Origin of the sequence: Stenotrophomonas sp., from assembly GCF_032056425.1 — a bacterium.
Taxonomy (GTDB): Bacteria; Pseudomonadota; Gammaproteobacteria; order Xanthomonadales; family Xanthomonadaceae; genus Stenotrophomonas.
Window position 1 is genome coordinate 24,272 of sequence record NZ_DAMBCN010000028.1, and the last position, 13,942, is coordinate 38,213.

Sequence of the window (13,942 nt, forward strand, 5' to 3'; positions counted from 1 at the left end):
TGTACGCCCGCTCACGCATCGTGCGCGGCGGGCAGCGGGGGAGGGGAGTTGTCTGGCGGGGCCGCAGCGCGGCGTGGCTGGATGCCATCGCGCGTGCGACGGGGTGCCCATGGTAGCCAATCAGCCTGCCGATTGCCGCATGACCAAGGTCATGCCGTGGCTGTGGACGGCGTGGATGCGTGCGGCTGACGATGCTGCTTGGCGGGGCCTGGATTCGTGCGGTGTGCGATGGTGCTTGGCGGGGCCTGGATTCGTAGAGTCGAGCTTGCTCGACTGCTTTTTCCTGGAGCAGTCGAGCAAGCTCGACTCTACGAAGCACAGCACCGCAGTCGAGCATGGCTCGACTCTACAATGCATGGCCATCGAGCTACGCGCCGTTCAATGCACTTCGTCGTGGTACACGAACTTGGGCATTTCCCAGCGGTAATGGATCGCCAGCAGGCGCAGCGCAAAGCCGCCCGCCAGGCAGCACAGGATCGCGGTGGCGTCGGCCACGCCCCAGTGCAGCAACAGCAGATACACCGCACCGGTCAGCAGCGAGATGATCGCGTACAGCTCTTTCTGGAAGATCAGCGGCACTTCGTTGCAGAGGATGTCGCGCAGCACGCCCCCGAAGGCGCCGGTCAGCATGCCGGCAATCAGCACGATCGGCATCGCGTGGCCGGCCTCGCGCGCGATCGCGCAGCCAATCAGGGTGAAGGCGATCAGGCCCAGGCCATCGAGCACCAGGAAGGTGCGGCGGAAGTGGTGCATCCAGCGCGCCACCCAGGTGGCGATCAGCGCCGCACACACGGTGAAGGCCAGATACTCGGGGTGCTTCACCCAGCCCAGCGGGTAATGGCCCAGCAGGATGTCCCGCAGCGAACCGCCGCCCAGTGCCGTTACGCAGGCAATCATGACCACGCCGAACAGATCCATGCGGCGGCGGCCTGCAGACAGGGCGCCGGTCATGGCTTCGGCGGAAATGGCGATCAGGTAGATGATGGACAGCAGCATGGGTCAGGCTCCGGGCGCGGTGGGGCCGGCCATGCGCGTATACCGCCACTGCCTGCGCAATGACGGAATGACGATGACCGGTGCCGCTCCCGCTGTCCTTTTGCCTGAGAGTTCAGCGGGGTGAACCGCGTGCCCCTTCGGCGGATCGCGGCGGGCGTACCCGGCGACCTCTCTCCAGCTCGGCGTGTCGAATGCATGGTTGGTAGGGTTCCAGCCCACCGGCCTGAGCGATCATGGGAGCCTGCGCCTTCGGCGGGCGCCAGCGCGGCGCCTCTCTCCTGCATTCGGGCCGCAGTATATCCGCTGCAGTGCAGCACGGCATAATCGGCGGCATGGCCCCGTCCCCCCGCCCGTGGTTCCTGTACCTGCTTGAATGCCGCGACGGCAGCTACTACGCCGGCATCAGCACCGATGTGGCGGCCCGTTTTGCGGCCCATCAGGCCGGCAAGGGCGCACGCTACACCCGTGCCCGCCCGCCCCTGCAGATCCTGGCCGTGCGCGAGTACCCCGACCGTGCGGCCGCCTCCCGTGCCGAATGGCAGCTCAAGCAGCAACCGCGCGAGCGCAAACTGGCGTGGCTGCAGGCCGCGATCCAGTAGATCCACGCCATGCGTGGATGGGATACGCCAGCCATGCCACCATCGCCCCACGCCCAGCGCTGGAAAGGACGAACTGGTCGCGCTGACGAAGCAGGGCGCGCTGAAAACCCCGAAAGCGCAATGGGACCGCCGCTGCACGGTGCTCGACGTGACCGGCAACGCGGCCTCGGTGCGGTTGGAAACCCCGTGGTTCGTCGACTACTTCCACATGGGCCGGTTCAACCAGCGCTGGGTCATCGTCAACGCGCTGTGGTACCCCAAGCCGAAGAAGGAATGACCGCGATGCGCGCTGCGGGGAAGGCGTGGCGCTCCATCATCCGGCCTGTGCCCTGCGGTGCCGTGCTCATGGGCTGTGTTTCTTGTCGTCGGCGGTGCGTCCGCATCTCTGCAGCGTGTCGCGCACGGATGCGATGAGCGCAACGTACTCATCCGCCGCAACCGGTGACATCCCGTCGGTGATCTCGTCATCGCTGCGCCCGGCGTCCTCGGCATAGGGCGACAGTGCCGCCCGGCAGGCATCGTTGTTTCCTGCCTCGTGCTGGGCCGCGGCGATGGCCAGCCGGATATCGCCGATCGTGGTCAACGAGAGCGTGGCCGCGCAGGACGCCTGCAGGGCGTCAAGCCTGCTGGCGGTGCCAGCGGAAGACGGCCCGGTCGTTTCAGCGGCCTTGCGCAGCGCGGCGGCAACGTTGTCTGTGCTGCAAGCGTCGGTCACAGCCAGGTAGTGGCCCCTGAATCCGCCGTTGCTGCCGCAGTAGGCGGCGCAGGCATCGACCGTGCGCGTCCCCACCTCGATGCCCTGGGGCGTAGGGCGCAGCGTGAGCAGGCATTGCGCCGCGCCGGGTGCGGGATCCACCTTGACGGACTGCAGATCGTCGCCCAGCGTGCCCGCCAGGCTGCATCCAGCACCGGAGGATTCGGTCTCCAGATGGAACTGCAGCGCGGTACTGCCAGGCCGCGCCTGTAATTGCAGTTGCCCCCACCCTCGTTCTGTCGCGTACGTACCGGCAGACAGGCGCTGAGAGGCGGCTGGCGCGGGGGCGGAGGCTTCCGCCTGCGAGTGCCCTGCCGGACAGCCGCAGAGCAGGGCGGCTGCGGCCAGGGCGGGCAAACATTTCAGCAGGTCCATCCGGCTTCCTTTCCTCAGCGACCCGCCTACGCTAGCAGTTGGCAGGTGAGGGCCGCAGGGACCCAGGCCTAGCGTCTGGGCCGCCGGTCTTCCTGGTCATCACCGAAGATGATGCGCGCGCTGCGCTGGTAGCTCCAGTACGCCACGGCCCAGTTCAGCAGCACCACGATGCGGTTGCGGAAGCCGATCAGGAAGAACACGTGCGCGGCCAGCCAGAACCACCAGGCCAGGATGCCCGACAGCTGCAGCTTGCCCAGGTGCACGATCGCGGCCATGCGGCCGATCGTGGCCAGGTTGCCGTAGTCGGCGTATTTGAACGCCCCGGGTTCGGTCTTGCCGTGCAGGCGCGCGCGGATGGTTTCGGCCACGTGCTTGCCCATCTGCTTGGCGGCCGGAGCAACGCCGGGCACGGGGCGGCCATCGGCCTGGCTGACCGCGGCCAGATCGCCAGCCACGAACAGCTCGGGGTGGCCGGGCAGGGTCAAATCCGGTTGCACCTGCACCCGTCCGGCGCGATCCAGCGGCACGTCCAGGGTTTTTGCCAGCGGCGAGGCGGCCACGCCCGCGGCCCACACCACGGTGCGCGCGGGCACGAACTGGTCGCCCAGCTTGAAGCCTTGGCTGTCGATATCACTGACCGGGGTGCCGGTCAGCACTTCCACGCCCAGCTTTTCCAGCTGCCGGCGCGCCTTCAGTGAAAGCACTTCGGGGAACGAGGACAGCACGCGTGGGCCCGCTTCCACCAGCCGCACTTTGGCGCTGGCCGGATCGATATGGCGGAACTCATTGCGCAGGGTGTGGCGGGCGATCTCGGCCAGCGTACCGGCCAGTTCCACACCGGTGGGGCCACCGCCGACCACTGCAAAGCTCAGCCAGGCGGCCTTCTTCTCCGGGTCCGGCTCGGCTTCGGCGCGCTCGAAGGCCAGCAGCAGCTTGCGGCGCAGGGCGATCGCATCGTCCAGCGTCTTCAGGCCCGGCGCATCGGCGGCCCACTGGTCGTTGCCGAAGTAGGCGTGGGTGGCGCCGGTGGCCAGCAGCAGGCTGTCATAGCCCAGCATGCTGCCGTCGGCCAGAGTGATTTGGCGAGCCTGTTTTTCGATGCCCACCACTTCGCCCAGGCGCACTTCCACATTGCGCTGGTGGCCCAGGATATGCCGCAGCGGCGCGGCGATATCGGGTGCGGACAGGCCGGCAGTGGCGACCTGGTACAGCAGGGGTTGGAACAGATGGTGGTTGCGGCGGTCGACCAGGGTGATCCTGATCCGTTCGCGTGCCAGGGCACGGGTGGCCCAGAGGCCCGCGAAACCGCCGCCGATGATGACCAGGTGGGGGACTGGTTCGCGGCTCATCGACGTACTCCGGAGGGGATGGATGTCGCCCGGCATCATCGCACGTCACATGCCCGCCCAACGGGATCGGCGATACTCGGTTCAGGCCGCAGCCCCTTCGCCGAGGAACCCATGTCCGAACCGGAAAAGCGCATTGCCCTGCTGATCGATGCCGACAACGCGCCGGCATCGAAGATTGACGAAGTGCTGGCCGAAGTGGCCCGGCATGGCGTGGCCAACGTGCGCCGTGCCTATGGCAACTGGAAAAGCCCGCGTTTGAAGGGCTGGGAGGCGGTGCTGCACGAGTACGCCATCCGCCCCATCCAGCAGTTCGCCTACAGTAAGGGCAAGAATGCATCGGACATGGCCATGGTGATCGACGCCATGGACCTGCTGTACGCACGGAACCTGGATGGCTTCGCCATCGTGTCCAGCGATGCCGACTTCACGCCCATGGTCATGCGCCTGCTGACCGACGGGGTGAAGGTGTATGGCTTCGGCGAAAAGAAGACGCCCGAGCCCTTCGTCAACGCCTGTTCCAAGTTCACCTACCTGGAAGCGCTGGGCCAGGCCCACGCCAGCGTGCCCGATGCCGACACGCCCGAAGTGGAGCGGACTGCCAGCGAACAGGCGGCCAGCGACGAAGCGCGGCCGCGCAAGAGCGGCGCGGAAATGCGCAGCGATACCCGCCTGGTAAAGATGTTGCGCCGTGCGGTGTCGTCGGCCGAAGGTGAGGATGGCTGGTCGCACCTGGGGCCGGTGGGCAGCCAGATCGGCAACCAGGCCTCGTTCGACCCGCGCAACTACGGCTATGGAAAGCTCAGCGACCTGTTGGCGGCGATCGGTCTGTTCGAGCTGAAGAAGGACGGAAAATCGTCCTACGTGCGCGCGTTGCCGAAGAAGAACCGGTAGCGCAGCACAGCGCGTTTGATCGGCGTATCGTAGCGGCTCCGCGCCAGCGTGGCGCACTGCTGCAGGCAAGGAACAAACGCATGTTGAAGATCTGGGGCCGCCGCAATTCCAGCAACGTCCGCAAGGTGCTGTGGTGTGCCGAGGAAATCGGGCTGCCGTACGAATCGATCGAGGTGGGCGGCAGCCACGGCGGCACGCAGTCGGCCGAGTACGTGGCGATGAACCCGAACAGCCTGGTGCCGGTGATCGAGGACCACGGCCTGCCGCTGTGGGAATCGAACACCATCGTGCGCTACCTGAGCGCGCGCTACGCGCTGGGTACGTTGTACGCCGAAGATGCGATGGAACGTGCGCAGGCCGAGAAGTGGATGGACTGGAGCACCTCGCGGATGGCGCCGCTGTACTCCGAACTGATCTGGGGCATCATGCGCACCGCCCCGGCCGACCGCGATGAAGCCCGCATCAGTGCGGCCATCGTGCGTGCCGGCGAGTACCTGGCCCTGGCCGACGCCACGCTCGCCACGCAGCCCTGGCTGTCGGGCGACCGCTTCGCGATGGGCGACATTCCGTTGGGCTCGCTGGTGTATGCCTGGTATGAGCTGCCGATCCAGCGCCCGGACCTGCCGCATGTGGCCGACTGGTACGCGCGCCTGCGCGAACGCCCGGCCTACCAGCGCGGCGTGATGTCGCCGTTGACGTAAGCGCACGTTGCCTGGGGTCGGATCCCACCCGACGGGGGGGCTCCGACTCCACACCGTCGGCCACCACGGTAGCGCCGGGCCATGCCCGGCGGAGGCCACCCCTCAATACAGATCCGTCGGGTCCACATCCAGCGACCAGCGCACCTTGCGTGCTTCCGGCAGCGCGTACAGCTGCGGCACCAGCTGCGCCAGCACCCCATGCAGCGGCGGCCGCTGCAGCGCGGACAGCAGCAGCTGCGTGCGCTGGTAACCGGCGCGACGCGGCATCGGCGCCGGCATCGGCCCATAGGCCTCCACCAGGTTCTGTTCGCCCAGCAACTGCCGCGCCGCCAGCAGGAAGGCGTTGGCATGCTCGACCTGCTGCGCTTCGGCACGCATCAGTGCCAGATGCGCGAAGGGTGGGAAGCCGGCGGCCTGGCGCTGGTTCAGTTCGGCCTGTGCAAACGGGTGATACCCACCGCTGACGAGCGTTTCCAGCAGCGGGTGGCCCGGGTGATGGGTCTGCAGCCAGACTTCGCCGGGATCACGCGCGCGGCCGGCGCGGCCGGCCACCTGGATCAACTGCTGGGCCAGCTTCTCGCTGGCACGGAAATCGGCCGAGAACAGCCCTTCGTCGATACCCACCACCACCACCAGGGTCAGCTTGGGCAGGTCGTGGCCCTTGGCCAGGATCTGCGTGCCGACCAGGATGCCGGGCTGGTCGCCCAGCTTCGCCAGCTGCTGTTCCAGCGCATCGCGGCGCGAGGTGGTGCCGCGGTCGATGCGTACCACCGGGTAGTCGGCAAAGGCACTGACCAGATGTTCTTCCAGTCGCTCGGTGCCGATGCCCTGCGGTTGCAGGGCCAGGCTGGCGCAGGCCGGGCAGGCCAGCGGTGCGGGCTGGCGGGCGCCACAGTGGTGGCACTGCAGGCGACGGCCGCCGCCATGCACGGTCATCGGCGCATCGCAGCGCTGGCACGGTGCGGTCCAGCCGCAGTCGTGGCACAGCAGAACCGGCGCGTAGCCGCGGCGGTTCTTGAACACCAGCACCTGCTGGCCGCGCTGCAGGTGTTCGCCAATGCCGGCCAGCACTTCGTCGCTCAGCCCATCGCGCAGCGGCCGCTTGCGCACGTCCAGAATGCGCACCCGCGGTGGCCGCGCATCGCCGGCGCGCTGTTTCAGGCGCAGGTGCGTGTAGCGGCTGCCATAGGCGTTGTGCAGGGTTTCCAGCGAGGGCGTGGCGCTGCCCAGCAGCACCGGAATGCCCAATGCCTTGGCCCGCACCAGGGCGAAGTCGCGCGCGTGGTAGCGGATGCCGTCCTGCTGCTTGTAGCTGCCGTCATGTTCTTCATCCACGATCAGCAGGCCGGCCTGCGGCAGCGGGGTGAACACCGCCGAACGCGTGCCGACGATCACCCGTGCTTCGCCGCGCGACGCAGCGGCCCACACGCGTGCGCGCTCGTTGTCATTCAGCCCCGAATGCAGCGCGTGCACCGGAATGCCCAAGCGCCCGCGGAAGCGCGCCAGGGTCTGCGGGGTCAGGCCGATTTCCGGCACCAGCACCAGCGCCTGCCGGCCCTGTGCCAGGCAATGGATGATGGCCTGCAGGTAGACCTCGGTCTTGCCGCTGCCGGTTACCCCATCCAGCAGGAACGGCTGGAAGCCGTCAGCTGCAGTGATTGCGGCCACGGCTTCGGCCTGGTCGGTGTTCAAGGTCGGGCCGGGCAACGGCTGCGCATGGCGGGGTGCCACCGCCAGTGCCACCCGTTCGGCCAGGCCGCGCTTGGCCAGGCTGCGGGCGGCCGTGCGCCAGTCGGGCATGCGGGCGGCCAGCACGTCTTCGTCCACCACGGCGTCGGCCAGATGTTCGGCCAGTTGTCGGGGGCGGCTGCCGGCGCGCAGTGTCCCGCGCTGGGTCTGACCGTCTTCCGTCAGCTGCCAGCCCCAGTGGTGGGTGTCAGGCAGGGGCTCGCCATGCCGCAGGGGGCCGGGCAGGGCGGTGCTGACCACCTCGCCCAGCGGCGCGTGGGTGTAGCGCGCCAGCCACTGCAGGCTCTGCCACAGCTCGCCCTGCAGCAGCGTCTGCGGGTCCAGCCAGGCCAGCCCCTGGCGCAGCCCCTGGGCATCCTCTACCTGGCCCTGGCCGGCCACCAGACCCACCAGCTCACGGTTGCCGAAGGGCACCTTCAGTCGGCAGCCCACCACATCAGTCGGCGCCTGGCCGTCCGGGGCCAGGTAGTCGAACAGGCGGGGCAGGGGAACAGGCAGAGCGACCTGCAGGGTCGGAATCGGTGCGGGCATCGGTGCAGTGTAGCGGCCCATGCGCCCGCGCATGGCCAGCCACTGACCGGGGCCGACGCGTTGCGTGATTCATAAATGTCACCTAAATGTAGGCGGCTATTAGAGATTCAGTCTTATCCACATCTTCTGTGGATAAGTTTGTGCGTTACCGGCCGGCGATGCGTCGGGAAGCTGATGGCGACAGCCTCACGCTTGCGTTGGTCAAAAAATAGCCACAATAAAAATGCAAGCAAAATCAGTAGTTTGCGTGTGAAACAATGCTGAAACACGGTGAATCAGCCCATCCATCCCGCACCTGCCAAGTCAGGTCTTGATGCTGTGCACAACCTGCAGCACGAAGTGCCCACGGGCGCAAGCCCTGCCGGTGGCCAAGGGCCTGCCGCTATCATGCCGGCAGACCTTTGGAGTGACCGATGACGGCTGTGCCCGCCCCTGTTTCCTCGACCGCGGCCGGCGCGCTGTCGGCGTTCCTGCGTGGCGTCGAGCGCCGCGCGCTGGTGGTTGCCGAGCTGCAGTGCGGTGACCCCGCCCGTGCCGAACAGACCCTGGTAGCGGTCATGCGTGCCTTCGCCGCGGTGGCCAGCGACCTGCCCATGGCACAGTGGCCCACCCGTTTCTGGACCCTGCTGGGCCAGCGCCAGGCCCTGCGTGAGCCGTCCGCCGGGCAGTGGCCGCCGTCGTTGGCCGCGCTGGGGGGCATGGATCCGCTGCCACGCCTGGCCCTGCTGCTGCGGGTGGGCGGCAGCCTGGACGAGCACATTGCCACGCGGGTACTGGATACCGATGAGAACGGCTACCAGCAGTTGCTGGCTGCGGCCTGCCCGCGCGACGCACAGGGCCAGCCCGATGCCGTCGCCTGGCGCGGGCTGGCCGAACAGGTGCAGCTGCGTATCCGTGATCTGCCGGCCAAGCGCCTGCAGCAGTTGCAGCAGCCGGCCGCGTCGGCCAGCAACCCGCAGGGCCCCACCAGCAGCTGGCGCGCGCCCGAACGCGATGAACGCACGCCCGCGGCCGGCAAGCGCCGCCGCCCGAACACGCGCCCGCGCTGGCGCGGCCCGTTGATCCTGCTGGTGACCGTCGCCGTGCTGTTGGCTGCGGCGCTGGGCTGGCGCCACTGGCAGGGCCAGCACACTGCCAGCGACGCGCCACTGCCGGAGGGTGTGGTGGCCGAAGCGGGCCCGGTAACAGTGGAATCCCTGCCGCCTACCGACGTGCCGGCAGCGGCCGCGGTCGACAGCCACGCAACCGATGACGCCGCCATGCTGGCTGACCGCGACTATCCGCTGGTGGCCGATGCCGATCTGTACGCGTGGAGCGCCGCCGGCGGCCCGCTGCCGGTGGATGAATCCGAACCCAAACCGACCCACCCCGAACCGGTGGGTGCCGCGCTGGAAACCTCTGCCGCCGATGAATAAGTTCCTGTTGGCCAGTGGGCTGCTGGTCCTGCCACTGTGCGCCGCCGCCGCGCCCAATACCCTGACCCTGACCCTGCCCGCGCCCACGGCCGAGCCGGCACGCGCGGTCGATGGTGCTTCCCCGGCCGGCTTTGCCAGCCTGGACGTGGCCACCCAGCGCCAGCGCCGGGCCGACTACGCGGCCTGGCGTGCGCTGCCGGAAGGCGAGCGCGAGCGCATCCGTGTGGCCGCTTCGCGCTTTGCCGCGTTGCCGGCGGCCCAGCAGCAGCACCTGCGTGAGCAGTTCCAGGCGCAGGACCAGGCGTTCCGGGAAGGCTGGCGACTGGGGCCCGAGCTGGGCCAACAGTTCCCCAAGCTGCACGGGCTGTTCGGCTTCGTGCCACCGCAGCAGCGTGAAGCGGCGTTGGCGGTGCTGCGCGCGCTTACCCCGGCGCAATTGTCGCAATTGACCCTGGTGGCCCAGCGCACACCGCCGCAGGAACGCGATGCGGTGCGCAGCGCCTTCCTGGCCCTGCCGGCGGCCGAGCGTGACAGCTGGCTGAAGCGCCAGGCCGGGCAGTAGCGCCGGGGGATCCGCCCCGGAATCGGCGGGGATCTGATGGGGAATGGGCGGGGTAGAGTCGACCGCTGGTCGACTACCGCGCGCAGCGCGGCTCGAATGAAGAGCGGTCGACCAACGCTCGACGCTACCGGGGCGAGCGGTGCAGGGCCATTTGGCCGTAAGATGGCGGCCCGCAACCCGGTGCCTGTGCCCTTCGCGCGCAACCGTAGTTGGCGTTCTGTACTTCCCATGTCTACTGCAACCTCCACGCCGCGCTTCAGCAAGGAAGTCGGCGCGACCGGTCTGCTTGCCCTGCCGTTGGTGCTGGGCCATGTCTCCACCGGCCTGATCTCCTTCGTCGACAACGTCATTGCCGGCCACCACGCCACCGCCACGCTGGCGGCGGTCACCATCGGCACCGCGCTGCTGTGGCTGCCCATGCTCATTCCGATCGGCACCCTGATCTCGCTCACCGCTTCGGTGTCGCAGCTGCATGGCGCCGGCCGCGAGCGTGAGATCGGCCCGCTGTTCCGCCAGGCGCTGTGGCTGGCGCTGGGCCTGGGCCTGATCATGTTCGCCTTCCTGACCCTGGTGCCGCCGCTGCTGCCGGCCTTCGGCATCGCGCCGGACATCGTGCCGGGGGCCACCGCCTTCCTGCACGCGGTGCGCTGGGGCGGGCCGGCGCTCACTCTGTATTTCTGCATGCGCTATCTCAGCGAGGGCATGCACTGGACCCTGCCGACCATGCTGCTCGGCTTCGGTGGCCTGCTGGTGCTCGCACCGATGGGCTACGTGCTGGCCAACGGCAAACTGGGCTTCCCGGAAATGGGCGCTGAAGGGCTGGGCATCGCCTCGGCGGTGATGATGTGGCTGCAGGCCATCGCCTTTGCCACCTACCTGTGGTTCACCAAGCGCTTCGCCCACCTGCAGCTGTTCTCGCACTTCGAAGGCCCGCGCCCGGCGGCAATCTGGGACCTGCTGCGCACCGGCCTGCCGATCGGCATCACCGTGCTGATGGAAGGCGGGCTGTTCATCGTCACGGCGCTGCTGATCGGTCGGCTGGGGGCCAATGAAGCGGCCGCGCACCAGATCGCGATCAATGTGGCGCAGCTGTGCTTCATGATCCCGATGGGCGTGGCGGAGGCGACCACCGTGCGCGTGGGCCATGCGGTCGGCCGCGGCGATGGCTTCGGCGTGCGCCGTGCCGCCTGGGCCGGCTACGCCATCATCATGGGCACGCAGACGCTGTCGGCGGCGGTGCTGCTGTTCGGCCACGATGCCATCGTCGGTGTCTACACCAACGATCTGGCGGTGGCCGGGCTGGCCTCAACGCTGTTGCTGTACGCCGCCACGTTCCAGTTCCCCGATGGCATCCAGGTACTGTCGGCCGGCGCACTGCGCGGGCTGAAGGACACCCGCGTGCCGATGTTCATCGCCATGTTCGCGTACTGGGGCCTGGGCATGCCGCTCGGCGCCGGGCTGGGCCTGGGGCTGGGCATGGGGCCGCAGGGCATGTGGATCGGCCTGATCGTCGGCCTGACCGCCGCAGCCATCCTGATGGGCTGGCGCCTGCGCCGCAGCAGCCTGCGCGTGGGCCAGTCGGCCCTGTCCTGATCCCGCGCGTCCGTCACGGCCGACCGTGACGGGCGATCCCCTGACTTGTGTCCGGTGCCAGCTCACACGGCACCGGCTATGCTGGTACCACGGCAAGAAGCCATCCGGAGTGCTCCATGAACCAACCCGTGCCCCCGCTGCCCCCGGCACGTCGCAACCCCGTCGCCAGTTTCTTCATCGGGCTGTGGGACGTGATGAATTTCACCCGCCGGCTGATCCTGAACCTGGTGTTCTTCGGCCTGCTGCTGGTGTTTGTGGTGATGTTCATCGTCGCCGCGGGCATGGGTGCCGGTGCCAGCAAGACCCTGCAGGACCGCACCACCCTGGTGATCGCGCCTGAAGGCCGCCTGGTCGAGCAGTTCAGCGCCGATCCGGTCAGCCGCGCGCTGGCCAAGGCGGTGGGCGACAACAGCGCCGAAGAAGTGCAGCTGCGCGATCTGATGCGCGCCATCGAAGCGGCCAAGGGCGACAAGAAGATCGAACGCGTGGTGCTGGAACTGGACAAGCTGCAGCCGTCCGGCTTCGCCTCGCTGCGTGAAGTGGCCGCCGCGCTGCAGGACTTGCGCGCGTCGGGCAAGCAGGTGGTGGCCTTCAGCCAGAGCATGGGGCAGTCGCAGTACCTGCTGGCCGCGCAGGCCGACGAGGTCTACCTGGACCCGATGGGCTCGGTGGTGCTGGAAGGCCTGGGCCGCTACCGCCAGTACTTCCGCACCGGCCTGCAGGACAAGCTGGGCGTGGACGTGCACCTGTTCAAGGTGGGCGAGTACAAGTCGGCTGCCGAACCCTATGTGCTGGATGCGGCGTCGCCGGCATCCAAGGAAGCCGATCTGTTCTGGATGAACGATGTCTGGCAGCGCTACCTGGGCGATATCGCCAAGGCACGCCGCCTGGACCCGGCACAGCTGGCCGCCGGCATCGATACCCTGCCCGAAGGCGTGGCCGCCGCCGGTGGCGATCTGGCCAAGTTCGCCCTGCAGCAGAAGCTGGTGACCGCGCTGAAGACCCGCGAAGAATTCGAGGATCTGATGATCGACCGCGGCGTGGCCGATGAAGACGCCGACGGTGGCTTCCGCAACATCGATTTCGGGAGCTATCTCAACCAGCTCGATGCGCGTCGCAGCCCGGTGGACAGCCGTCCGCAGGTGGCAGTGGTGGTGGCGTCGGGTGAGATCAGCGGCGGTGACCTGCCGGCCGGCCGTATCGGCGGCGAGTCGACCTCGGCCCTGCTGCGTGCCGCGCGTGACGACGAGCACGTGAAGGCCGTGGTGCTGCGCGTGGATTCGCCCGGCGGTGAAGTGTTCGCCTCCGAGCAGATCCGCCGCGAAGTGGTGGCACTGCAGGCCGCCGGCAAGCCGGTGGTGGTGTCCATGGGCGATCTGGCCGCGTCCGGCGGCTACTGGATCAGCATGAATGCCGACCGCATCTATGCCGACCCGTCCACCATCACCGGGTCGATCGGCATCTTCGGCATGATCCCGAACTTCAGCCGTGCGCTGGACAAGATCGGCGTGCATACCGACGGCGTGGGCACCACACGCTTTGCCGGCGCGTTCGATGTCACCCGCGAAATGGACCCGGCCGTCGGCCAGGTCATCCAGTCGGTCATCAACAAGGGCTATGCCGATTTCACTGGCCGTGTGGCCGAAGCGCGCAAGAAGCCGGTGGAAGCCATCGATGAAGTGGCCCGGGGTCGCGTCTGGAGCGGTGCCCAGGCCAAGGAACGCGGTCTGGTCGATGCATTCGGTGGCCTGAAGGATGCCGTGGCCGATGCCGCCGGCCGCGCCAAGCTCGGCAATGCCGACAAGTACCGCGTGCGCTACATCGAAAAGGCCGCCACGCCGTTCGCGCAGTTCGTCAGCGGATTCGCTGGCAGCCGCGCCGGTGCCTGGATGCTGTCCGATTCGGGCATGGCCCGCCTGATGCTGGCCCGCACGATGCCGGAAGTGGATACGCAGCTGCGCTTCGTCGAAAACGCCGCCCGCGAAAAGGGCAACGGCGCCCCGGTGAAGGCGCTGGCCTACTGCTTCTGCGGTTTCTGACCGGCAATCGCGCGCTACGAAAACGCCCGGCTTCGGCCGGGCGTTTTTGCTTGTGCGGGGTCGGATCCCTTTGCATCGCAAAGGGCTCCGACCCCAGGCGTCATTGCGTTGCTTCAGCCTCGGCCTTGCGCTCGCGCTCGGCACCGGCGTCGACGGTCTTCTGCACGTCCTTGGCGCGGTCCAGCGGCTGGTTGATGGCCTTGGCCAGCGCCTGCGGTTCCGGTGGTTTTTCCGGGTTCGGTGGGGCAGGGCGCTGGCACCCGGCCAGCAGCGCGGCCGACAGACACAGTGGAATCAACAGACGCATCGCGGCTCTCCGGGGTGGGCGATGGCGCAGTGTCGCACCGTCGGCAGCCGCGCGCTGTGACGCGTATCCTTTGCGCATCGA

At 68.3% G+C, this 13,942-nt stretch carries 12 protein-coding genes, 1 pseudogene and 2 riboswitches; of the genes and pseudogenes, 8 read left to right on the forward strand and 5 right to left on the reverse strand.

Translation table 11 applies throughout. The annotated features are described in order from the left end of the window. Positions 1-378 precede the first annotated feature (378 nt). Complete coding sequence (locus RTY46_RS16520; RefSeq protein WP_312709745.1) at positions 379-996, reverse strand: trimeric intracellular cation channel family protein; 618 nt, start codon at positions 994-996, stop codon at positions 379-381. Positions 997-1,080: 84 nt separating this feature from the next. Next, a riboswitch (glycine riboswitch) is annotated at positions 1,081-1,184 on the reverse strand. Between the two features lie 13 nt (positions 1,185-1,197). Continuing rightward, a riboswitch (glycine riboswitch) is annotated at positions 1,198-1,287 on the reverse strand. A 41-nt stretch (positions 1,288-1,328) separates the two neighbouring features. Here RTY46_RS16520 and RTY46_RS16525 point away from each other — a divergent pair. Together RTY46_RS16525 and RTY46_RS16530 are read left to right on the forward strand one after the other, a co-directional pair. Next, complete coding sequence (locus RTY46_RS16525; protein WP_199933438.1) at positions 1,329-1,595, forward strand: GIY-YIG nuclease family protein; 267 nt, start codon at positions 1,329-1,331, stop codon at positions 1,593-1,595. Positions 1,596-1,659: 64 nt separating this feature from the next. Continuing rightward, positions 1,660-1,872: pseudogene (locus tag RTY46_RS16530) on the forward strand (nuclear transport factor 2 family protein); the annotation flags it as partial. 66 nt (positions 1,873-1,938) lie between these two features. Here RTY46_RS16530 and RTY46_RS16535 read toward each other — a convergent pair. Together RTY46_RS16535 and RTY46_RS16540 are read right to left on the reverse strand one after the other, a co-directional pair. Continuing rightward, positions 1,939-2,724 carry a hypothetical protein gene (locus RTY46_RS16535; RefSeq protein WP_312709747.1) on the reverse strand — a complete coding sequence of 262 codons (786 nt, stop codon included), beginning with the start codon at positions 2,722-2,724 and terminating at the stop codon, positions 1,939-1,941. A 68-nt stretch (positions 2,725-2,792) separates the two neighbouring features. Further along, positions 2,793-4,073, reverse strand: a complete 1,281-nt coding sequence (locus tag RTY46_RS16540; RefSeq protein WP_312709748.1) for an NAD(P)/FAD-dependent oxidoreductase — start codon at positions 4,071-4,073, stop codon at positions 2,793-2,795. Positions 4,074-4,184: 111 nt separating this feature from the next. On the opposite strand from RTY46_RS16540, the gene RTY46_RS16545 reads away from it, so the two are divergent. Together RTY46_RS16545 and RTY46_RS16550 are read left to right on the forward strand one after the other, a co-directional pair. Further along, positions 4,185-4,964, forward strand: a complete 780-nt coding sequence (locus tag RTY46_RS16545; protein ID WP_312709749.1) for an NYN domain-containing protein — start codon at positions 4,185-4,187, stop codon at positions 4,962-4,964. 80 nt (positions 4,965-5,044) lie between these two features. Continuing rightward, positions 5,045-5,665: a glutathione S-transferase gene (locus RTY46_RS16550; RefSeq protein WP_312709750.1), complete on the forward strand. Its 621-nt coding sequence runs from the start codon at positions 5,045-5,047 to the stop codon at positions 5,663-5,665. 102 nt (positions 5,666-5,767) lie between these two features. Here RTY46_RS16550 and RTY46_RS16555 read toward each other — a convergent pair whose 3' ends face one another. Then, positions 5,768-7,945, reverse strand: coding sequence for a primosomal protein N' (locus tag RTY46_RS16555; RefSeq protein WP_312709786.1), 2,178 nt, complete (start codon positions 7,943-7,945; stop codon positions 5,768-5,770). Positions 7,946-8,358: 413 nt separating this feature from the next. On the opposite strand from RTY46_RS16555, the gene RTY46_RS16560 reads away from it, so the two are divergent. The 4 genes from RTY46_RS16560 (at position 8,359) to sppA (ending at position 13,554) form a co-directional block, all read left to right on the forward strand. Next, the gene (locus RTY46_RS16560) at positions 8,359-9,360 is read left to right on the forward strand and encodes a hypothetical protein (RefSeq protein ID WP_312709751.1); all 1,002 of its coding nucleotides are present in this window, start codon (positions 8,359-8,361) and stop codon (positions 9,358-9,360) included. After that, the gene (locus tag RTY46_RS16565; RefSeq protein WP_312709752.1) at positions 9,353-9,922 is read left to right on the forward strand and encodes a DUF3106 domain-containing protein; all 570 of its coding nucleotides are present in this window, start codon (positions 9,353-9,355) and stop codon (positions 9,920-9,922) included. Before RTY46_RS16560 ends, RTY46_RS16565 begins: the two co-directional genes overlap by 8 nt. Before the next feature lie 228 nt (positions 9,923-10,150). After that, the gene (locus tag RTY46_RS16570) at positions 10,151-11,515 is read left to right on the forward strand and encodes an MATE family efflux transporter (RefSeq protein ID WP_312709753.1); all 1,365 of its coding nucleotides are present in this window, start codon (positions 10,151-10,153) and stop codon (positions 11,513-11,515) included. Between the two features lie 116 nt (positions 11,516-11,631). Beyond that, complete coding sequence (sppA, locus tag RTY46_RS16575) at positions 11,632-13,554, forward strand: signal peptide peptidase SppA (protein ID WP_312709755.1); 1,923 nt, start codon at positions 11,632-11,634, stop codon at positions 13,552-13,554. 100 nt (positions 13,555-13,654) lie between these two features. On the opposite strand, the gene RTY46_RS16580 is transcribed toward sppA, so the two are convergent. After that, complete coding sequence (locus tag RTY46_RS16580) at positions 13,655-13,861, reverse strand: hypothetical protein (RefSeq protein WP_312709756.1); 207 nt, start codon at positions 13,859-13,861, stop codon at positions 13,655-13,657. Positions 13,862-13,942: the final 81 nt, after the last annotated feature.

What these genes read in the sequence shown, in the direction of transcription:
- RTY46_RS16520 (WP_312709745.1), bottom strand. Translation starts at nt 996, where the DNA reads ATGCTGCTGTCCATCATCTACCTGATCGCCATTTCCGCCGAAGCCATG.
- RTY46_RS16525 (WP_199933438.1), top strand. Translation starts at nt 1,329, where the DNA reads ATGGCCCCGTCCCCCCGCCCGTGGTTCCTGTACCTGCTTGAATGCCGC.
- RTY46_RS16535 (WP_312709747.1), bottom strand. Translation starts at nt 2,724, where the DNA reads ATGGACCTGCTGAAATGTTTGCCCGCCCTGGCCGCAGCCGCCCTGCTC.
- RTY46_RS16540 (WP_312709748.1), bottom strand. Translation starts at nt 4,073, where the DNA reads ATGAGCCGCGAACCAGTCCCCCACCTGGTCATCATCGGCGGCGGTTTC.
- RTY46_RS16545 (WP_312709749.1), top strand. Translation starts at nt 4,185, where the DNA reads ATGTCCGAACCGGAAAAGCGCATTGCCCTGCTGATCGATGCCGACAAC.
- RTY46_RS16550 (WP_312709750.1), top strand. Translation starts at nt 5,045, where the DNA reads ATGTTGAAGATCTGGGGCCGCCGCAATTCCAGCAACGTCCGCAAGGTG.
- RTY46_RS16555 (WP_312709786.1), bottom strand. Translation starts at nt 7,945, where the DNA reads ATGCCCGCACCGATTCCGACCCTGCAGGTCGCTCTGCCTGTTCCCCTG.
- RTY46_RS16560 (WP_312709751.1), top strand. Translation starts at nt 8,359, where the DNA reads ATGACGGCTGTGCCCGCCCCTGTTTCCTCGACCGCGGCCGGCGCGCTG.
- RTY46_RS16565 (WP_312709752.1), top strand. Translation starts at nt 9,353, where the DNA reads ATGAATAAGTTCCTGTTGGCCAGTGGGCTGCTGGTCCTGCCACTGTGC.
- RTY46_RS16570 (WP_312709753.1), top strand. Translation starts at nt 10,151, where the DNA reads ATGTCTACTGCAACCTCCACGCCGCGCTTCAGCAAGGAAGTCGGCGCG.
- sppA (WP_312709755.1), top strand. Translation starts at nt 11,632, where the DNA reads ATGAACCAACCCGTGCCCCCGCTGCCCCCGGCACGTCGCAACCCCGTC.
- RTY46_RS16580 (WP_312709756.1), bottom strand. Translation starts at nt 13,861, where the DNA reads ATGCGTCTGTTGATTCCACTGTGTCTGTCGGCCGCGCTGCTGGCCGGG.